Raw genomic sequence first — 19134 nt, forward strand, 5'->3', positions numbered from 1 at the left:
CTCAACCTCAGCGCTTCTGCAAAAACGCCCACACCCAGAGTTCCGGCGTCGCATACGCGCTGTCCCACGCGTTGTGCCCGGCCTCGGCGAACTCCGTGTAGCGCACGTTGCCGCCGACGCGGCGCAGGGCTTCGACCATGTGGCGCGACTGGTCGGGTGTGATCACATCGTCCTTGCCGCCGTGGAAGGCCCACACCGGCAGTCGCTCCAGGCGCTGCGCGGCGGCAGCGAACGGATCCGGTGCCATCGCCACGCTTTCGACCTGCAGGTGTTCCTTCAGCGCGGGCGACTGGGTGATGCCGCCGCACACCGGCGCGAGCGCGGCGAAACGGCGCGGCTCCATCAGCGCAAGCTCGTACACGCCATAGCCGCCGCGCGAAAGGCCGGTGAGCAGGATGCGGTCGTCATCGCCGCCGAATTTGTCGACCGCATCGTCCAGTGCGGCCATCGCCGCGCGCGCCTGCGCACCGGTCCACGACGTGCCCTCCGCCGCCTGCGGGAATACCGCGATCGCGGGGAAATCCAGCGCATGAGCGCGCAGGTACGGGCCCAGTCCGACTTCGGTCTGGCGCCGGTTGTCGTTGCCGCGTTCGCCCGAACCGTGCAGGAACAGCACGACGGCCGGTCGGCGCTGGCGGATGTCGGGCGAGGGCACGAACACCTGGTAGCGGTGGATGGCGCCATCGACGATGACTTCGCGCGGCACGAAGCTGCCGGGCACCGGCGCGCGCGGTGTGGTCGCGCAGGCGCCGAGCAGGAGCGTGAGCGCCAGCGCCGCCAGGCGCAGCGCGTGGGACGGGGAGAATCGGGTGGACGGCATGCGACGTACTTTCCGGGAGTGCGGCCCGCATGATTGGCGTTCGTCGCGCGGGCCGCAATGCGCTGCGTCGCAATTCCGAATCGTCGCGCGCCGCGGCGCGCCGGTCAGTGCACGAGGACGAGCGTCGCCAGCCCGAGGAAGGTGAAAAAGCCCATCACGTCGGTCACGGTGGTCAGGAAGATGCCCGATGCCAGCGCCGGATCGTAGCCGGCGCGCTTGATCGCCACCGGTACCAGCACGCCCGCCACGGCGGCGAACAGCAGGTTCGCGGTGAGCGCGATGCCGATCACCAGCGACAGGCCGACGTTGTGGAACCAGATCAGTACGATCAGCGCCAGCAGGCTGCCCAGCACGACGCCGTTGAGCAGGGCGACGCGCGCTTCTTTCCACAGCAGCGTGCGCACGTTGGCCGCACCGACCTGGCCGAGCGCGAGGCCGCGCACCATCAGCGCCAGTACCTGCGTGCCGGCGTTGCCGCCCATGCCGGCGACGATCGGCATCAGCACCGCCAGGGCGACCAGCTTGTCGATGGTGCCCTCGAACTCGCCGACCACGCTCGCCGCGAGGAACGCGGTGCCGAGGTTGATCGACAGCCAGATCAGGCGGCGGCGCATCGCGCGCCAGACCGGGCTGAACAGGTCTTCGTCCTCGTCCAGGCCGGCCGCGCTCAGGGCCTGGTGTTCGGCCTGGCTGCGGATGATGTCGACCACGTCGTCGATGGTGATGCGGCCGAGCAGGATGTTGTTCTCGTCCACCACCGGTGCACTGAGCCAGTCGTGGTCGGAGAACTTGCGCGCGACTTCGTTGGCCGATTCCTCCACGTCGATCGCCGGCTGCTCGTCGTCGATCAGCTTGTTGATCGGCGTGCCGGGTTCGTGGGTGAGCAGCGCGGCCAGCGCGATGCGGCCCAGATACTGGTGGCGGCGGCTGACCACGTACAGGTGGTCGGTGTGCTCGGGCAGTTCGCCGCGCAGGCGCAGGTAGCGCAGGACCACGTCGATGGTGGTGTCGGTGCGCACCGTCACCACGTCGGGGTTCATCAGTCGCCCGGCGGTGTCTTCCGGGTACGACAGCACCTGCTCGAGCCGCTCGCGGTTCTCGCGGTCCATCGACTTGAGCACTTCGTCGATGACGGTGTCGGGCAGGTCCTCGACGAGGTCGGCGAGGTCGTCGATGTCGAGGTCCTCGACCGCGGCGACGATTTCGTCCGGATCCATTTCCGCCAGCAGGCTCTCGCGCACTTCGTCGCCGACGTGCACCAGCACCTCGCCATCGTCCTCGGCGTCGACCAGTCCCCACACGATGGTGCGCTTGCCCGGCGGCAGCGATTCGAGGAGGTTGCCGATCTCGGCGGGCGAGAGCGTGTTGACCAGGCGACGCACGGGCCCGAGACGGCCGCTATCGAGCGCGTCGGATAGCAGGCGCAGTTGGCGCGCGGTCTTGTCGTGGCGGACGGCTTCGGCCATGCGGGGCATCCGGTGGCGCGTCGAGCCGCTTGGGCACGACAGGGTTAGGCGTTCATGGCGCGCATTATCGCCCCTGACGCCGGGGATGCCCACCCCTTATCGCGATAAAGCGGCAGCCGGATCGACTTTCCACGGTTGCGGCGCGTTGTCGTGCAGCCATGTTTCGATGGCCTTGCGATCCCGCGCACGCAGCAGCGCGGGCGCATTGGCCTGCAGGCGGGACAGGTCGCAGTGGCGGATCGTGCGCCGCACTTCCAGCAAGGTCGCCGGATGCAGGCTGAATTCCGTGAGTCCCAACGCGAGCAGCATCGGCGCGAAATGCGGATCGCCGGCGATCTCCCCGCACACCGCCACCGGCTTGCCGCGCTTGACGCCCTGCCGGATCACGTCGCGGATCAGCCGCAAGACCGCCGGGTGCAATGGCGTGTACAGACTGGTCAGCGCTTCGTTGTTGCGGTCCGCGGCGAGCAGGTACTGGACGAGGTCGTTGGTGCCGATCGAGAGGAAATCGACGCTGCCGATGAATGCGGGCAGGGCGATGGCCGCGGCGGGCACTTCGATCATCGCGCCCAGCGGCACGTTGTCGGCGATCTCGCAGCCCTGCGCGCGCAGCTCTTCGGTCACGCGTTTGAGCATGGTGCGCACCGCGCGCACTTCCTCGCGCGTGCTGACCATCGGCAGCAGGATGCGCAGCGGACCGTAGCCCGACGCGCGCACCAGCGCACGCAGCTGCGCTTCCATCAGGCCCTGCCGCGCGAGCGACAGGCGCACGCCGCGCAGGCCGAGCGCGGGATTGGGTTCATCGCGCAGCGCAAGGCCGGTGCGATCGGCCTTGTCGGCGCCGAGATCAAGCGTACGGATCGTCACCGTGCGCCCGGTCATGCCGAGCACGACGTCGCGGTAGACGCGGAACTGCTCTTCCTCGTCCGGTAGTTCGTTGCGCTGCAGGAACAGGAATTCGGTGCGGTACAGCCCCACGCCGGCGGCGCCGAGCGCGTGCGCCTCGGCCACGTCCTCGCGCGATTCGGCGTTGGCGAACAACTTGATGTCGGCACCGTCGAGCGTGCGCGTGGGTTCGCGCCGCAGCCGATGCAACTGCTTGCGTTCGCGTGCCAGCTCGCGAACGCGGGCGCGGTGGGCGCGCAGGTCGGCCGCATCGGGTTCGAGGATGATGCGCCCGCTGGCGCCGTCGACGGCGAGCACGTCGCCGTCGTTGATCTTCTGCATCGCCTGCGCGGCGCCGACCACCAGCGGCAGGTGCAGGCTGCGCGCGAGGATCGCACTGTGCGATAGCACACTGCCGGCGGTGGTGATGATCGCCATCACGCCCTGCGCCTGCAGCTGCGCGATCTCGGCGGGCGCGACGTTGTCGGTGACGAGGATCTCGCCGGCGACGCCGGGCATCGCGGCATCGCGCCGGTGCAATGCGGCGTGCAGTCGGCCGATGACCTGGTCGATGTCGTCGACGCGGCTGCGGAAGTACGCATCGTCCATCGTCTGGAAGACCGAGGCGATGCGGTCGCGCTGCAGGCGCAGCGCGTAGTCGGCGGAATAGCGGCCGGTACGGATCAGCTCGTCCAGGCCCTGCAACAGTTCGGGATCGTCGAGCAGCAGGCTGTGCAGGTCGAGGAATTCGCCGACTTCGTGCGCGAGCGCGCCGTGCAGGCGTTCGCGCAGGGCGAACATCTCGTTGCGCACGGTGGCGATGGCGGCATGCAGGCGCGCGAGTTCGGCTTCGACCGCGCGCGCGGGAATGTGTTCCTCGGCGACCTCGAGCACGTGCGGCAGGCGGACGCGGGCGCGTCCGAGTGCGCTTCCGCGCGATGCGCCGTGTCCGAGAAACTCCTGCCTCATCCGTCGCCTCAGCTGTCCTCGTCGAAACGGCGTTCGAACAACGAGACCACCGCTTCAGCGGCGCGGTCCTCGTCCTCGCCTTCCACGCGCAGGCGCACCTGCGTTCCCTGGCCCGCGGCCAGCAACATCACGCCCATGATGCTCTTGGCGTTGACCTCGCGACCCTTGGCGGTGAGCGTGGCGCTGCTGCGGAATCCGGACAGCGTTTGCACGAGCTTGGCCGTGGCCCGCGCATGCAGGCCCAGCCGATTGCTGACGGTGAGTTCTTGTTCGATCATCGCCGCGTCTCCGTGCTCATGCCTCGTCCACTCACGCCTCGTCCAGTCATGCTTCGTCGAGAATCACGCCGTTGCGGGCGCCTGCGGCGGCCACCGTCGGGAGTTCGTCCAGGCCCAGGTCGGCGTAATTCATCACCCGCAGCAACATCGGCAGACTGACCGCCGACACGCGCCGCACCGGCGTGCCGAGCCGCGCGACCTTGGCCGCGAGGTTGCTCGGCGTGGCGCCGTAAAGGTCGGTCAGCACCAGCACGCCGTCGCCGCCGTCGACGCGCCGCAAGGCGGCGCTGGCCTGCGGCAGCAGCGCGTCGGGATCGCCCTCGAACGGAACCTCCAGTGCCTCGGTGCGCAGTGGCAGCTGGCGCAGCAGTCGCTGGGCCACCGCGACCAGCGCGTTGCCGATGCCTTCGTGGGTGATGAGGAGGATACCGACGGCCATGCCGCCAAGTTAACAGAGCCAGGTGACGGCCCGGAAGCATTGTTTTCAGGACGCCGGGTTCTTCGACGCGGCCTGCAAATGCTCCGTCGCGTGCGTCACGGAACGACCCTCGAAAAGACGGCCCGCATCGCTGCGGGCCGTCGCGGCTGTCTCTCGTCCGCTCGTCAGTTGGACGGCGGCGGACTGGTCTTCTGTTCCTCCGGCGGGGTCTGGGTGCCCTCGGTCGGCGGAGGCGTGGTCGGCGGTGTCGTGGTGTCCGCCGGCGGCATGGTGGTGTCGGTCGGAGGCGGGGTCTCCGGCGGGGCCGTCTCCGGCGGCGGGACCTCGGCCGGCGGCGGTGCCACCGTTTCCGTCTCGGTGCGCTGGCAGCCGGCCATCGCGAGCATCGCAGTACTCAGGGCCAGCGCGAGCAGGGCGTTGGATTTCATCATGGGTCCTCCTTTGGGCTGGAATCGTCGGCGCGATCAGCGCGGCTTGCCCGCGTGATCGTGGCCCGCGGCGAACTCGGTCTGCGAAAGCTGTCCGTCGCCGTCGCGATCGACCTGCGCGAAGTGACTGGTGAGTCGCGCATCCGCTGCGGCTTCGTCCTTGCTGACCTTGCCGTCGGCATTGACGTCCAGGTCGGCGAAGCTGAAGGACTTCGGCGTGGTGTCGGTGGTGCCGTACGTCGGCGGTGGCGGCGTGGTCGGCGGCTCGGTGCGCTGGGCGAATGCCGGCGCCACGGCCATGCCGGCCAGTGCGATCGCCAGGATCGTCGAGGTATTTCGCATTGCACTCTCCTGCGAGGCGGACGGATGCGCATGGGCGCAACTCCACCGTAACCGTCGCCACGCAAGACGAACGCAAGCGAGATGCAAAATTTTCGTGATACGGCGCGATGCGTGCGCGGAAGTCAGGACGGATTCACCCCGCGGGGCGGGATCGCGTGTGGAAGCCGTGAAGACGCGCTGCGTGAAGGCGCGCGCGGACGCTCAGTCGAGTTCGCGATGGTGCACGGCCACTTCGTCCCAGCCCTTGCTGCGCGCGTGCTCGGCGAAGCGTTCGGCCAGGTACACCGAACGATGGCGCCCGCCGGTGCAACCGATGGCGATGGTGGCGTAGCTGCGCGTGCTGTCCACGTGCAGTCGCGGAAGCCAGGTGTCGAGGAACTGATTGACCTGTTCGGCGAACAGGTTCACGTCGGGCTGCGCTTCGAGATACTCGCGAATCGCCGCATCGCGTCCGGACAGCGGGCGCAGGACCGGATCCCAGTGCGGGTTGGGCAGCGCGCGCGCGTCGAAGACGAAGTCCGCATCGGCCGGCACGCCGCGACGATAGGCGAAGGATTCGAACAGCAGCGACATGCCCGCGTCGCCGCCGATGCCGAACTCGGTGATCACCTGCCGGCGCAGCTGGTGGACGTTGAGCGTACTGGTATCGACCACCGCATCGGCGATCGAACGCAGCGGCTTGAGCACCTGGCGTTCGAGCGAGATCGCATCGGCCAGGCCCAGCCCGAGGTGGCTCAGCGGATGGCGGCGGCGCGTGTCGGCGTAGCGCTTGAGCAGCGCTTCGTCGCATGCGTCGAAGAACACCAGTCGCGGGTCGAGTCCAAGTGCACCCACCGCGGACAGCCATTCCGGGATGTTGCTGAGGTCGTTGTTGCGGTTGCGTACGTCGATGCTGACCGCGAGCTTGGCCGGCGCGCCCTCGGCGCTGCGCGTGACGCCCGCGACGAACTGCGGCAGCAGGTCCGCCGGCAGGTTGTCGACGCAGAAGAAGCCGAGATCCTCGAAGGTCTTCATCGCCACGGACTTGCCCGAGCCGGACATGCCGCTGACGATGACGAGGGTGGAGGCGGGCGTTTCGCTCATCGGGCGTATGCCGTAGGGAGTGGGTTCACGCGTCGCCGCGTTCGAGGAAGTTGCTGTGCCGCGCGATGAACGCCGCCGCCGGATCCAGCCCCTTCATGCGCAGGCTGTGCAGGCGTGTGGCGGCTTCGGTCAGCACCGCGAGGTTGCGGCCGGGCATGACGGGCAGGGTGATCATCGGCACGTCGAGGTCGAGCACGCGTCGCGTGCCGCTGTCTCCGGTCAACCGCTCCAGGCCCATCGGCTTGGGCTCGGTCATCGGCTTGGCCAGGTGCACGATCAGGCGCAGGTATTTGTTGTTCTTGACCGCGGTGTCGCCGAACATCTGACGGATGTTTAGCACGCCCAGGCCGCGCACTTCGAGCAGATCCTGGAGCATTTCCGGGCAGGTGCCGTCGAGCACGTCGGGCGCGATCTGGGTGAATTCCGGCGCGTCGTCGGCGACAAGGCGATGGCCACGCGTGACCAGTTCCAGCGCGAGCTCGCTCTTGCCCGAACCCGATTCGCCGGTGATCAGCACACCGATGGAGTAGATCTCCATGAACACACCGTGCAGCGTCACGCGCGGCGCGAGCGTGCGCGCGAGGTGGTACTGCAGGTGGTTGAGCAGTTCGTGACCGCGACGCGGCGATGCCCACAGCGGCGTGTGGCTTTCCTCCGCCGCGATGCGCAGGTCCTCCGGACAGGTCTGGTCCTTGCTGATCACCAGCGCCAGCGGACGGAACTGGATGATCTTCTCGATCGTCTCCCAGCGCAGGCGCGAATCGAGCGCGTCGAGCCAGGCCAGTTCCTCGGTGCCGAGGATCTGCACCTTGTTCGGATAGATCGCGTTGAGGTAGCCGGCCAGCGACGGTCGGCGTGCGACCGTGTTGACCGCTTCCAGCACGCGGCGGTCGCCCTTCTGCCCGGCGAGCCAGCGCAGGCCGAGGCGATCGCGTTGCTGTTCGAACAGTTCTCCCGCGCTGATGCTGGTGCTCATCCGGATCCTCAGGCCGCGCGGGGAAGTGGCGCGGGGTGCTGTCCCGCGAGCAGATGATGCCTGAGTTCGTCGATGTCGCGCGCCTGGCGCAGGTCCCGGCGGAAGTCGGGGTCGGCAAAAAGCTCGGCCAGCTCGGCCAGGCGCAGCAGTTGCGGCTGGATGTCGTGCTCGGGCACGAGCAGCGCCAGCACCAGGTCGACCGGCTGGCCGTCGACCGCGTTGAAGTCCACGGGGCGTGACAGGCGCAGGAACGCACCGTGACAGCGCTCGATGGTGGAGCAGCGCGCATGCGGGATCGCCACGCCTTCGCCGAGCGCCGTGCTGGCGAGACGTTCGCGGTCGCGCAGGGCGGTTGCGATGTCGCTGGCTCGTTCGGGACCGGACAACAACCGCGCGGCCGCGTCGAGGACGCGGTCGCGCGGGCTGTTCGCTTGCCCGCCCGCGACGCGTTCGTCCGAGGCGGGCATGTCCATGATCGCAACCCGAGGTGCGGTCAGCAGGTCATGCAGGGGCATGTTGTTTGCGTGGGTTCGGGCGACCCGTCAGCCGAAGGTGTCGCTGCGCGCGGCGCTCTCGCCGCGGTGGTGGTCGACGACCTTGCTGCGATGTTCGCGCAGCAGGCGATCGAGCTTGTCGGAGAGCAGGTCGATGGCCGCATACATGTCGATCGCGGCGGCATCGGCGACGAGGGTCTTGCCCGAGATGGTGATGGTGGCCTTCGCGCGATGGTTGGGCTTGTCCAGGCTGAGCTGGGTCCGCACATCGAAGGGTTGTTCGCAATGTCGTTCCAGTCGCGCCAGCTTGTTTTCCACGTAGTCCCGCAAGGCGGGGGTGACTTCAATCTGCTGGCCGTAGGTTTCGATACGCATCGGAGACCTCCTTTACGCCGCGACGGGATGACAGGATCGCACGCTTGCCGTCGTGTGCAAGAGCGTGCATTGGCAGTTTCGCCAATTCGATTCGGAACACATTGATCCACAGCAGGTTTCGCACGCAACCTTCACGCAGCGTTTGCACTGCGTCACGCGATGCGCACGCGATCCTGCGATGAGGGAATGCTCATGGCCTCCCGGTACTTGGCAACCGTACGCCGGGCCACGGGTACACCTGTGGCCTTGAGGGTTTCCGCCAGGCGCGCGTCGGACAGCGGCTTGCGCGGGTTTTCGGCTTCGATCAGGCGACGGATCATCGCCTGGATCGCCGTGCTGGATGCTTCGCCGCCGGCACCGGTTTCGATGCCCGAGGCGAAGAACGCGCGCAGCGGCACCGTGCCGCGTGGCGTGCGCGCGTATTTGCGCGCGATCGCGCGCGAAACGGTGGATTCGTGCAGGCCGACTTCGGCCGCGACTTCGCGCAGCGTGAGCGGACGCAGTGCGCTGTCGCCGAATTCGAGGAACGCGGCCTGCTGTTTGATCAGGCAGCGCGCCACCTTGATCAGCGTTTCGCCGCGCGCTTCCAGGCTCTTGAGCAGCCAGCGCGCTTCCTGCAGGTGGCCGCGCAGATAGCTGGCGTCGGAACCGCTGGCGTGGCGCACCATGCTTTCGTAACCACGATGGATCGCGATGCGCGGACGCATGCCGTCGGCGAGCGCGACGCGCCACAGGCCGTGTTGGCGCCAGATCACCAGATCGGGCGCGATATAGGTGTCGCTGGCGATCGCGCCGATCTGCGCACCCGGGCGCGGATCGAGCGAGCGCAACAGCTGCACGGCGGTTTCGGCTTCGGCGAGGTCGAGCTTGAGTTCGGCCGCCAGGCCGGCCACACCGATGCGCGGCAGGCGTTCGAGTGGGCCGTTGGCGAGCTGGTGCGCGAGCGTGCGGCCCGGCGTTTCGGCCGGGAACTGCGCGAGCTGCAGCCGCAGGCATTCGCCCAGCGTGCGCGCGCCGACGCCGACCGGATCGAACTGCTGCACCTGGTGCAGCACGGTGGTGATCTCGTCCTCGTCGCATTCCAGCGTGGGCGCGAGCGAGGCGCGCACCGCATCGAGCGGTTCGCGCAGGTAGCCATCGTCGTCGATGGACTCGATCAGGGACACGCCGATCGCGCGATCGCGCGACGACAGCGGGCTCAGGTGCAGCTGCCAGAGCAGGTGGTCGTGCAGCGTGTCGGATTCGGCGACCTGCTCGGCGACAGGCGTGTCGTCGTCGTTGTCGGCGGGGCCGAGGCGCTCGTACCAGGGTTCGCCGTCGTTGGCCCATTCGGCTTCGGGCGGAAGGTGCTCGGCTTCGCCGTTGGTCGCGGGGGGCTCGCCTGTGCCGTCGCCGTTGGACACGCTGATCGCGGTCTCGGTCCAGTCCAGCAGCGGATTGCTCTCCACCGCTGCGGCCAATTCAGCCTCGAGCTCGACTGCGGACAGCTGCAGCAGGCGGATCGCCTGACGCAACTGCGGCGTCATCACCAGCTGTTGTCCGAGTGAGGCTTGAAGGCGGGGTTTCATTGTCGAAGGCCAACGCGACCAGGGGGAACCGACGGCCGTGACGCGCATCCGGTGTGCGGCAAACGCCGCACCTTCGACTCAATCGCTACAGCCTGAAGGTTTCACCGAGATAAACACGACGGACATCGGGGTTCGCCAGCAGCGCGTCCGGAGCACCCTGCGCGAGCACGCCGCCTTCGTTGAGAATATACGCCCGATCGCAAATACCCAAGGTTTCACGGACGTTATGGTCCGTGATCAGCACGCCGATTCCCCGATTCTTGAGGTGGCGCACGATTCGCTGGATCTCGCCCACCGAAATGGGATCCACGCCCGCGAAGGGCTCGTCGAGCAGCATCAGGCGCGGTTGCGCGGCCAGCGCGCGGGCGATTTCCACGCGTCGGCGCTCGCCGCCGGAGAGACTGGCGCCGATCTGGTCGGACACATGGCCGATCTGCAGCTCGTCCAGCAGGTTCTCCAGCTCGCGCTCACGGCCTTGCCGGTCAAGGTCGTCGCGCAGCTCGAGCACCAGGCGGATGTTGTCGGCCACGGTGAGCTTGCGGAACACCGAGGGTTCCTGCGGCAGGTAGCCCACGCCGTACTTGGCGCGCGCGTACATCGGCTCGGAGGTGATGTCCTTGCCGTCGAGCACGATCTGCCCGGCATCGGCGGGCACCAGGCCGACGATCATGTAGAAGCAGGTGGTCTTGCCGGCGCCGTTGGGGCCGAGCAGGCCGACGACTTCGCCTGCATCCAGGGTCAAGCCGAAATCCTTCACCACCTCGCGCGAACGGTATGCCTTGCGCAGGCCCTGGGCGACCAGCATCAGCCGCCCCCCTGCGTGTTCTTGGGCATGATCTGGATCTTCACGCGACCGGCGCCTTCGCCGCCGCCCTGCACCTGGCCGGTCTTCATGTTGTAGACCACGCGTTCGCCAGCGATGGAACCGCTGGGCTGGCGGATGTTCACGCCGCCGGTGAAGACCACGATCTCGCTCTTGAGGTCGTAATCGACCTTGTTGGCGACCGCGTCCATCGCCTTGCCGTCGTCGAGTTCCTGCTTGAGCTTCACCGGACCGCCGGTCAGCACCGCACGCACCGGCTCGCCGTCGCGCGAGGTGATGACGGCCTGGCTGGAGCGGATGTCGAGCGTGCCCTGCGTGATCACGACACCGCCGCTGAGCGTGGTCGGGCGGCTGTCGTCCAGCGAGTAGTCGGTGCGGCCCGCCTCGATGTCCATCGGCTTGGTGCGGTCGGACGTGCGCGCCAGCGCCGACGCCGGCGCCAGGGCCACCGCAAGCAGCGCCAGGCTAAGGAGCGGTGCGTTCATATCGGGCCTTGACGTCGTTCTGGAGGGTGACGCGCTGGGCATTGAGGTCGGCTTCCAACCCACGGCCGTTCAGTATAAGGCCGGGGTGGGTGACCGTTACCTGGGTGGCCGACGTGGCGCGCTTGGTATCCGGGAATACGTTCAGCTGCTCGGTGGCGATCCGGATCGGTTTGCCGCTGGCGTTGGTGCTGTCGGCATGGACGTCCCCGCGCAGGCGCAGCTCCTCGCCCTTGGCGTCGATCCAGCCGGTGCGCGAGCGGACTTCCCAGGGCGTGGCCTTGCTGCCGGCCTTAGGCGGGATCTCGAACAGCGGCGTGACGATGTCGATCGTCTCGGTGTCCGGATCGCGGTTCAGGCGCGGCGCGCTCACGGTGAACGCCTTGCGGCCCTCGTCGTTGAGCACCACCAGGCGGAAATCGTGCAGGACGTAGTCCGGGCGCTTGGGCGCGGTGCGGTTGTCCTTGTCGCGATCGCGCTGCGACCACAACGCCCAGCCGCTCAGGAAGGCACCCAGCGCCAGCACCGCGATCAGGATCGGACGCCAGTTCATTGCCCGCCCTCCACGCGCTCACCTTCGACGCGGGTGATTTCGGCGAGGAGGCGCTCGGCATGGCCCTGCGCGGCCAGCAGCAGGTCGCAGAACTCGCGCACCGCGCCGTGGCCGGCACGCGCGCCGGTGCGCCAGTGCACCCGCTCGGCGACCCAGCGGTGCGCATCGGCGGGCGCCACCGCGAAGCCGGCCTGCAGCATCACGCGCAGATCGGCGAGATCGTCGCCGACAAAGGCGACCTGTTCCATCTCCACGCCCACTCGTGCGGCGATGTCGCGCACGCAGGCGAGTTTGTCGCGCACGCTGGTGTGGACTTCCTCGATGCCCAGATCTTCGCCACGCCGCTTGGCGATGTCGCCACCGCGCGCGGTGACGAAGGCGACCGTGATGCCGACCTTGCGCAGCAACGACAGGCCTTGTCCGTCATGGACGTGGAAGGCCTTGAGTTCATTGCCCTGGCCGTCGAAGTACAGCCGGCCGTCGGTCAACGTGCCATCCACGTCGAAGCACGCCAGGCGGATGCGCGAGGCGCGCTCGCGGACGTCGGCGGGATAGTCGTTGAGATGGCTGTAGGGCATCGAGGGCGGTAGGCGGTTCGGCGACGGTGAAAGGAAAAACGGGCGACGCGATTCTTAAACCACCCGCGCGCGCAACAGGTCATGAATGTTGAGCGCACCGACCACGCGACCGGTGGTATCGATCACCAGCAGACCGCTGATCTTGTGCGCTTCCATCAACTGCGCGGCCTCCACGGCCATCGCATCGGAGCCGATGGTCTTCGGCGAACGCGTCATCACTTCGACGATGCGCGTGTTACGCAGATCGAAACGATCGTCGTCGAGCGTGCGGCGCAGGTCGCCGTCGGTGTAGAGACCGAGCAGACGGTTGTCGTCGTCGACCACCGCGGTCATGCCCAGTCGCTTGCGACTCATCTCGACCAGCGCTTCGCTGATGCTGGCGTCGGCGTGCACGCGCGGCACGTCGTCGCCGGAATGCATGATGTCGGCGATGTGCAGCAGCAGGCGGCGACCGAGCGCGCCGGCCGGGTGCGAACGCGCGAAATCGTCGGCGGTGAAGCCGCGCGCGTCGAGCAGCGCGACCGCCAATGCATCGCCCATCGCCAGCGATGCGGTGGTGCTGGACGTCGGCGCGAGCGCGAGCGGGCAGGCCTCGGCCGGGACGCTCACGTCCAGATGCACGTCGGCTTCGCGCGCGAGGGAGGAATTGACGCGTCCGGTCATCGCGATGAGGCGGTTGCCCTGGCGCTTGAGCACCGGCAGCAGCATCAGCACCTCGTCGCTCTCGCCCGAGTACGACAGCGCCAGGACGATGTCGACGTCGGTGATCATGCCCAGGTCGCCGTGGCCGGCCTCACCGGGGTGCACGTAGAACGCAGGGGTGCCGGTCGAGGCCAGGGTCGCGGCGATCTTGCGCGCGACGTGGCCGGACTTGCCCATGCCGGTGCAGACCACCCGCCCGTTCGAGGCGAGGATGAGCCGGCAGGCGGCGCTGAAGTCGCCGTCGATGCGGGCGGCGACCGCGGACAGCGCCTGCGCTTCGATCTCGAAGACGCGGCGTCCGCTGGCGGCCAGGGCGGCCGTGTCGTCTGCATGGGCGGGAGCGGGGACGGGGATGGTTGCCATTGGGCGTGCCATTTCGGACCGGGGGCCTTTCCGTTAGGCTAATCCACGAATTCTATGCGGTTCGTCCGCCAAACGCCCGTCAACGCCCCGGGCAACGGTCCTCCGCGACATGCGCGGCCGCTGCCGCCGGCTCATGCTCCCGAGGTCCCCACCGTGAATCCCGACATCATCCGCCAGCTCATCGAACAGGGCCTACCGGGCTCCAGCGCCGACGTGCGCGGCGACGATGGCGTGCATTTCGAGGCGACGGTGGTGGCCGAAGCGTTCCGCGGCAAGCTCCCGCTGGCGCGCCACCGCCTGGTCTACGCCACTCTGGGCGAGCGCATGGGCGGCGAGATCCACGCGCTGGCGCTGAAGACCCTGACGCCTGAAGAGGCCGGGAACCGGCAGTAAGGGCAGGGCGTCGCGGCGTCGCCGCGCGCTTGCCGTTCCGGTCGACTCCCATTTCCCATTCCAAGATTCCCGAATCCATCCATGCAAAAGATCGTTGTAGAAGGCGGCGCCACGCTCAATGGCGAGGTGCAGATCTCCGGCGCGAAGAACGCGGTGCTGCCGATCCTGTGCGCGACGCTGCTGGCCGACGGCCCGGTGTCGATCACCAACGTGCCGCACCTGCACGACGTGGTCACTACGGCCAAGCTGCTGGGTGAGCTCGGCGCGGGCATCACGGTGGACGAAGGCACGCTCGGCCGCGGCCGCGGCATGGTCGTCGATCCCACCACGGTGCACAGCCACGTCGCGCCGTACGAACTGGTCAAGACGATGCGCGCTTCGGTGCTGGTGCTCGGTCCGCTGCTGGCCAAGTACGGCGCGGCTGAAGTCTCGCTGCCGGGCGGCTGCGCGATCGGTTCGCGTCCGGTCGACCAGCACATCAAGGGCCTGCAGGCGCTCGGTGCGGAGATCACCGTCGAGAACGGCTTCATCAAGGCGCATCGCAACGGCCGCCTGAAAGGCGCGCGCTTCGTGTTCGACATGGTCACCGTGACCGGCACCGAGAACGTGCTGATGGCCGCGGCGCTCGCCGAAGGCACCAGCGTGCTCGAGAACGCGGCGATGGAGCCGGAGATCGTCGATCTGGCCGACTGCCTCAACGCGCTGGGCGCGAACATCGAGCACGCCGGCAGCGGCCGCATCATCGTGCACGGCGTTGAGCGCCTGCACGGCGGCAGCCACGACGTGCTGCCCGATCGCATCGAGACCGGCACCTTCCTCGTCGCCGCCGCGATGACCGGCGGCCGCGTGACGGTGCGTCGCGCGCGTCCGGATTCGATGGACGCGGTGATCGACAAGCTCAAGCAGGCCGGTGCGGAGATCACCATCGACGGTGATCGCATCACCCTCGACATGCAGGGACGTCGTCCGCGCGCGGTCGACATCACCACCGCCCCGCACCCGGCGTTCCCGACCGACATGCAGGCGCAGTTCATGGCGATGAACTGCATCGCCGACGGCGTGGCGGTGATGAACGAAACCATCTTCGAGAACCGCTTCATGCACGTATCGGAACTGCAGCGCCTGGGCGCCGACATCCGCGTGGAAGGCCACACCGCGATCGTGCGCGGCGTGCAGCGCCTGAGCGGCGCGCCGGTGATGGCGACCGACCTGCGCGCATCGGCCTCGCTGGTGCTGGCAGGCCTCGTCGCCGAAGGCACGACGACCATCGATCGCATCTACCACCTCGACCGCGGCTACGAGAACATCGAAGAGAAGCTGTCGGGTCTGGGCGCGAAGATCCGCCGCATCGCGGGCTGACGCATGGCTCCGGTCAAGCGCGCACCGTTCACGCCCCGGCGCAAGGCCGCGCTGGGATTCTTTCTGGTCCTGTTGGCCGTTCTGAGCTGGCTGCACTTCACCGGCGCCGCGGCGACGCGCGGGCTGGAGCGCAAGGACATGGACTGGAACGGCGACGGCACGACGACGATGCATGAAATGCTGCAGTCGCTCTACGCCGTGACCGTGACCACGACGACCGAAGGCGCGCGCGAGTGCCGCGCCTTCCATTGGCGCGGCAGCGCGGAGACGCTGCGCGTCGACTGCCGCACCGTGATGCAGCCGGCCACACCGAAGCCCTGAAGCCGGCCGCCGCGGGGGCGGCCTAATCGCACATGCATTCCCTGGTGGATGTGCTAAGAATCCCGGCCACATCGCCAGGGAGATCCGCATGACCACCAGCCGTCGTGACCTGCTCAAGCTGGGCGCGCTCGCCGCTGCGTCCGCCGTGTTGCCGTCATTCGCTTTCGCCGCGTCGAATCGGCCCATCGAGCGTGCGGCCAAGCCGTTGAACATCCTGATCCTCGGCGGCACCGGTTTCACCGGTCCGTTCCAGGTGAACTACGCGCTGGCACGCGGCCACAAGGTGACGCTGTTCAACCGTGGCAAGCGTCCGTCGCCGGAATGGCCGGGCGAGGTCGAGCAGCTGTTTGGCGATCGCAACACCGGCGATCTGCGTTCGCTGCAGGGTCGCAAGTGGGACGTGTGCATCGACAATCCGACCAGCCTGCCGTTCTGGGTGCGCGATGCCGGCAACGTGCTCAAGGGCAGCGTCGGCCACTACCTCTTCATCTCCACCATTTCCGTTTACGCCGACGGCAGCCATCCGGGCATCAGCGAGGACGCGCCGCTGGCGGCTTACGAAGGCAAGGACGCGATGGCCGAAACGCAGGAGTCGCTGCGCGCCGACATCGAGCACCTGTATGGACCGCTCAAGGCGCTGAGCGAGGCCGAAGCGCGCAAGCAGTTCGGCGAGCGCGTCACCATCGTCCGGCCCGGCTACATCGTCGGACCGCGCGACGAGACCGACCGCTTCACCTACTGGCCGCACCGCGTGGCGCAGGGCGGCGAGATGCTCGTGCCTGGCGACGGTTCCGATCCCGTGCAGATCATCGATGGTCGCGACCTGGGCGAATGGATGATCCGGCTCGCGGAAGCCGGCACGCTGGGCACGTTCAACGCGGTCGGTCCTGCGAAGCCGCTGACCACTACGGCGATGCTGAAGGGCTGCGAGCGCGTCACCGGCAAGAAGCCGAAGTACACGCACGTGTCGCCGGAATTCCTCGACGAGAACAAGGTCGAGTTGCCGATCTGGGTGTCGTCGAAGAGCGGGCCGTACGCCGGTTACGGTGCGGTCTCCAATGCGCGCGCGATCGCCGCCGGACTCACCTATCGCCCGCTCGACACCACGGTGTCGGATCTGTTGGCCTGGTTCCGCAGCCAGCCGGCCGAACGCCAGGCGACACTGCGTGCGGGCATCACGCGCGAGCAGGAAACCGCACTGCTGAAGGCGTGGCACGCCAAGACGTGAGTTCGACCATCAAGCGCGGGCGCACGTCGCCCGCGCTGTGGAATTCCCAACATCGCTGAGGCTTCAGCGCACTGCCTGCACGCGCAGGTCGATCGCGTCCTGGCCCTTGTCGCGCTGCAGGATGCGCGCCGGCACCGGCATGCCATCGACGATCCACGCAATGGTTTCCTTCTTGCCCTGCGAGCTGACGATCTTCGTCGCCTGCTTCGTCTGCCCGCCGATGCTGATCGGCTCCTTGCCGGCGACGGTGTAGTCGAGCTGCTTGACGCGTCCGTCCTCGACCATGCGATAGCTCAGCGGCTTGCCCGCCTGCAGGTCGCGCACGACGGCGAGGTTGATCAGCAACGCATCCAGATCGCCGGCCTGCAGCTTGATCGGGCCTGCACGTTCGGGTTTCACGTCGCCGGTCCAGCTGGCGACGCCGCGCGACCAGTCGTAGGTCGCGTTCTTGTTCTGCCGCTTGGTCAGCACGCGCGAGGTGTCGACGCCGGACAGCGGGCGCCACTGGCCGCCCTTGTCCTCGAACACCGTCGTCTGCTGCAGCTCGGCCAGCGGACTGGTGACCGACAGGCTGTACTTCCAGCGGTTGCTGCCTTCGGAGGCGAGGGTCATGCGACCGCTGCCCTGCATGCCCATGTAGCTGGCCTGGTAGTCGGCCGTGAACGGCTTGACCGCCCACGCCGGCGCGCTGGCCGCGGCGAGCATCGCGAATGCGAACGCGGCGCGCAGCATCGGGCGGATCGTGGTGTTGGCCATGTCAGGCTCCCTTGTAATCGATCAGGCGAAGGTCGTACGTGTCCTCGCCGTTGTCGCGTTGCAGGATGCGCACGGGCGTGGGCACGCCATCGACCACCCACACTACGGTTTCGTCCGTGCCTGCGCCCTGAACGCGGCTGACGCGCATGGCGTTGAAGCCCATGCCGTCCACGCTCACACCTTCCAGTTCCTGCGCGACGGCGTAGTGATGGTCGCGCGCGCGGCCGTTGTCGACGAAGCGGTACGCCAGTTCGCGGCCCGGTTGCGCATCACGGATGATCGCCAGGTTGATCAGCAGCCCGCTCATGTCGCCATCGCGCAGCGGCACCGGAGCCTGACGATTTTTCTTAACGTCGCCGGTCCAGCGCGCCGTGTGCGTGGACCAGTCGTAGGTGCCGGTGATCTCGCGCCCCATGAACACGGCCTTGCGCACGGTGCTCTGGCTCAGCGGCCGATAGGTGTCGCCGATCAGGTCGAAGACGGTGCTCTGCTGCGCGTTGGCACCAGCCAGTCCCATCAGGCCGCGAGTGCCGCGCATGTTCAGATCGATCCGCCAGCGGCCGGGCGCATCGCCGGGCACGACCTGCATCGTCGCTTCGCCCAGCGGCTTGCCACCGTTGAAGATCTGGTAGTTCGCGACGAAGGGCTCCAGCGCCAGTGCGGGCGCGGCGAACGAAGCGGAGGCGGCGAGGGTCAGGGCAAGGATCAGGCGTTTCATCGAACAGGTTCGTTGGAACGCGCGCCGGTTCAGGCAGGAAGGCCGGTTCCGGGCGCGCGCAGGGCTCCGGCGGAATCTAGAAGCAGCGGTGTAAACAACCCATGACCGTCGAGGGCGGCGGTTGTTCCCTGTTCAGTCAGCCGGCCCGTCGCGGCGAGCCGCAGGACGGCCAGCAGGAGCGGATGCTCGACCTGGAGCACCCGCGCGGCGAGATCGTCCGGGCCGTCGCCCGGCTCCACCGGCACGCGCGCCTGTGCGATCACCGAACCGGCGTCGAGTTCAGGGATGACGAAATGCACGCTCGCCCCGTGCACGGTCTCGCCGTCGGCGAGCGCGCGCGCATGGGTACGCAGGCCCGGGTACTTGGGCAGCAGCGACGGATGGATGTTGAGCAAGCGGCCGCGGAAGCGGGTCACGAACGCATCGCCGAGGATGCGCAGGTAACCCGCACAGACGACCCAGTCGGGATCCGTCGCGGCGACGGCATCGGCGAGATCCGCATCGAAGGCCTCGCGCGACGCGAACGCCTTCGGGTCCGCGCTCCAGCGCAGCGCGGGTGCGACGCGCTGCAGCGCCGTCGCGCCCGGCTTGTCGGAGAACACGCCGACGATTCGCGCGGGCAGGGAACCCGCATCGATCGAATCGAGGATCGCCTGCAGGTTGCTGCCCCGGCCCGAGACCAGCACCGCGATGCGGCACGGTGCGGACGTGGGGTGCGATGCGGTGTTCAAGCGC

At 68.2% G+C, this 19134-nt stretch carries 24 protein-coding genes; 4 read left to right on the forward strand and 20 right to left on the reverse strand.

The genetic code is table 11. The features are described from left to right. Positions 1 to 7: 7 nt before the first annotated feature. The 17 genes from FOF45_RS10945 to FOF45_RS11025 form a co-directional block, all read right to left on the reverse strand. Positions 8 to 820, reverse strand: a complete 813-nt coding sequence (locus FOF45_RS10945) for a carboxylesterase family protein (RefSeq protein ID WP_158984780.1) — start codon at positions 818 to 820, stop codon at positions 8 to 10. 104 nt (positions 821 to 924) lie between these two features. Continuing rightward, positions 925 to 2286 carry a magnesium transporter gene (gene mgtE, locus FOF45_RS10950; RefSeq protein ID WP_158984782.1) on the reverse strand — a complete coding sequence of 454 codons (1362 nt, stop codon included), beginning with the start codon at positions 2284 to 2286 and terminating at the stop codon, positions 925 to 927. 96 nt (positions 2287 to 2382) lie between these two features. Further along, positions 2383 to 4140 (reverse strand): phosphoenolpyruvate--protein phosphotransferase, encoded by a 1758-nt coding sequence (ptsP, locus tag FOF45_RS10955; protein ID WP_158984784.1) that lies wholly within the window; start codon positions 4138 to 4140, stop codon positions 2383 to 2385. A gap of 8 nt (positions 4141 to 4148) precedes the next feature. Next, positions 4149 to 4418 carry an HPr family phosphocarrier protein gene (locus FOF45_RS10960; RefSeq protein ID WP_158984786.1) on the reverse strand — a complete coding sequence of 90 codons (270 nt, stop codon included), beginning with the start codon at positions 4416 to 4418 and terminating at the stop codon, positions 4149 to 4151. Between the two features lie 46 nt (positions 4419 to 4464). Continuing rightward, positions 4465 to 4857 (reverse strand): PTS sugar transporter subunit IIA, encoded by a 393-nt coding sequence (locus tag FOF45_RS10965; protein ID WP_158984788.1) that lies wholly within the window; start codon positions 4855 to 4857, stop codon positions 4465 to 4467. Positions 4858 to 5021: 164 nt separating this feature from the next. Then, positions 5022 to 5285 (reverse strand): hypothetical protein, encoded by a 264-nt coding sequence (locus FOF45_RS10970; protein ID WP_158984790.1) that lies wholly within the window; start codon positions 5283 to 5285, stop codon positions 5022 to 5024. Positions 5286 to 5321: 36 nt separating this feature from the next. Beyond that, the gene (locus FOF45_RS10975) at positions 5322 to 5627 is read right to left on the reverse strand and encodes an EF-hand domain-containing protein (protein WP_158984792.1); all 306 of its coding nucleotides are present in this window, start codon (positions 5625 to 5627) and stop codon (positions 5322 to 5324) included. A gap of 201 nt (positions 5628 to 5828) precedes the next feature. After that, positions 5829 to 6710 (reverse strand): RNase adapter RapZ, encoded by an 882-nt coding sequence (rapZ, locus tag FOF45_RS10980; protein ID WP_158984794.1) that lies wholly within the window; start codon positions 6708 to 6710, stop codon positions 5829 to 5831. A gap of 25 nt (positions 6711 to 6735) precedes the next feature. Continuing rightward, positions 6736 to 7686, reverse strand: a complete 951-nt coding sequence (gene hprK, locus FOF45_RS10985) for an HPr(Ser) kinase/phosphatase (RefSeq protein ID WP_158984796.1) — start codon at positions 7684 to 7686, stop codon at positions 6736 to 6738. An 8-nt stretch (positions 7687 to 7694) separates the two neighbouring features. Further along, a complete protein-coding gene (locus tag FOF45_RS10990) occupies positions 7695 to 8159 on the reverse strand; it encodes a PTS sugar transporter subunit IIA (protein ID WP_233264129.1) in 465 nt (154 codons plus the stop codon). Positions 8160 to 8228: 69 nt separating this feature from the next. Then, positions 8229 to 8555 (reverse strand): ribosome hibernation-promoting factor, HPF/YfiA family, encoded by a 327-nt coding sequence (gene hpf, locus FOF45_RS10995; RefSeq protein ID WP_158984800.1) that lies wholly within the window; start codon positions 8553 to 8555, stop codon positions 8229 to 8231. Positions 8556 to 8707: 152 nt separating this feature from the next. After that, positions 8708 to 10123 (reverse strand): RNA polymerase factor sigma-54, encoded by a 1416-nt coding sequence (locus tag FOF45_RS11000; protein WP_158984802.1) that lies wholly within the window; start codon positions 10121 to 10123, stop codon positions 8708 to 8710. Positions 10124 to 10208: 85 nt separating this feature from the next. Continuing rightward, positions 10209 to 10928, reverse strand: a complete 720-nt coding sequence (gene lptB, locus FOF45_RS11005) for an LPS export ABC transporter ATP-binding protein (protein ID WP_158984804.1) — start codon at positions 10926 to 10928, stop codon at positions 10209 to 10211. Then, positions 10928 to 11431, reverse strand: coding sequence for a lipopolysaccharide transport periplasmic protein LptA (gene lptA, locus FOF45_RS11010; protein WP_158984806.1), 504 nt, complete (start codon positions 11429 to 11431; stop codon positions 10928 to 10930). The genes lptB and lptA overlap by 1 nt, the downstream gene beginning before the upstream one ends. Further along, positions 11412 to 11981, reverse strand: coding sequence for an LPS export ABC transporter periplasmic protein LptC (gene lptC / locus FOF45_RS11015; protein ID WP_158984808.1), 570 nt, complete (start codon positions 11979 to 11981; stop codon positions 11412 to 11414). Before lptC ends, lptA begins: the two co-directional genes overlap by 20 nt. Beyond that, complete coding sequence (locus FOF45_RS11020; protein ID WP_158984810.1) at positions 11978 to 12559, reverse strand: KdsC family phosphatase; 582 nt, start codon at positions 12557 to 12559, stop codon at positions 11978 to 11980. The genes lptC and FOF45_RS11020 overlap by 4 nt, the downstream gene beginning before the upstream one ends. A gap of 54 nt (positions 12560 to 12613) precedes the next feature. Further along, the gene (locus FOF45_RS11025) at positions 12614 to 13624 is read right to left on the reverse strand and encodes a KpsF/GutQ family sugar-phosphate isomerase (protein ID WP_158984812.1); all 1011 of its coding nucleotides are present in this window, start codon (positions 13622 to 13624) and stop codon (positions 12614 to 12616) included. Positions 13625 to 13777: 153 nt separating this feature from the next. On the opposite strand from FOF45_RS11025, the gene FOF45_RS11030 reads away from it, so the two are divergent. From FOF45_RS11030 to FOF45_RS11045, 4 genes are all read left to right on the forward strand, one after another. After that, a complete protein-coding gene (locus FOF45_RS11030) occupies positions 13778 to 14017 on the forward strand; it encodes a BolA family protein (protein WP_158984814.1) in 240 nt (79 codons plus the stop codon). An 81-nt stretch (positions 14018 to 14098) separates the two neighbouring features. Next, a complete protein-coding gene (gene murA / locus FOF45_RS11035) occupies positions 14099 to 15376 on the forward strand; it encodes a UDP-N-acetylglucosamine 1-carboxyvinyltransferase (RefSeq protein WP_158984816.1) in 1278 nt (425 codons plus the stop codon). A 3-nt stretch (positions 15377 to 15379) separates the two neighbouring features. Beyond that, positions 15380 to 15697 (forward strand): EF-hand domain-containing protein, encoded by a 318-nt coding sequence (locus tag FOF45_RS11040; protein ID WP_158984818.1) that lies wholly within the window; start codon positions 15380 to 15382, stop codon positions 15695 to 15697. 88 nt (positions 15698 to 15785) lie between these two features. Then, positions 15786 to 16925, forward strand: a complete 1140-nt coding sequence (locus tag FOF45_RS11045) for an SDR family oxidoreductase (protein WP_158984820.1) — start codon at positions 15786 to 15788, stop codon at positions 16923 to 16925. 63 nt (positions 16926 to 16988) lie between these two features. On the opposite strand, the gene FOF45_RS11050 is transcribed toward FOF45_RS11045, so the two are convergent. From FOF45_RS11050 to purN, 3 genes are read right to left on the reverse strand one after another with little or no spacing between them, the layout of a single operon-like run. Further along, positions 16989 to 17681: a DUF3108 domain-containing protein gene (locus FOF45_RS11050; protein WP_158984822.1), complete on the reverse strand. Its 693-nt coding sequence runs from the start codon at positions 17679 to 17681 to the stop codon at positions 16989 to 16991. A gap of 1 nt (position 17682) precedes the next feature. Further along, positions 17683 to 18399 (reverse strand): DUF3108 domain-containing protein, encoded by a 717-nt coding sequence (locus FOF45_RS11055; protein WP_158984824.1) that lies wholly within the window; start codon positions 18397 to 18399, stop codon positions 17683 to 17685. A 29-nt stretch (positions 18400 to 18428) separates the two neighbouring features. Beyond that, on the reverse strand, positions 18429 to 19130 hold the full coding sequence (gene purN, locus FOF45_RS11060) for a phosphoribosylglycinamide formyltransferase (RefSeq protein WP_158984826.1): 702 nt from the start codon (positions 19128 to 19130) through the stop codon (positions 18429 to 18431). Positions 19131 to 19134 lie beyond the last annotated feature (4 nt).

The sequence above is a fragment of the Lysobacter panacisoli genome (assembly GCF_009765165.1).
Lineage (GTDB): Bacteria > Pseudomonadota > Gammaproteobacteria > Xanthomonadales > Xanthomonadaceae > Lysobacter_J > Lysobacter_J panacisoli.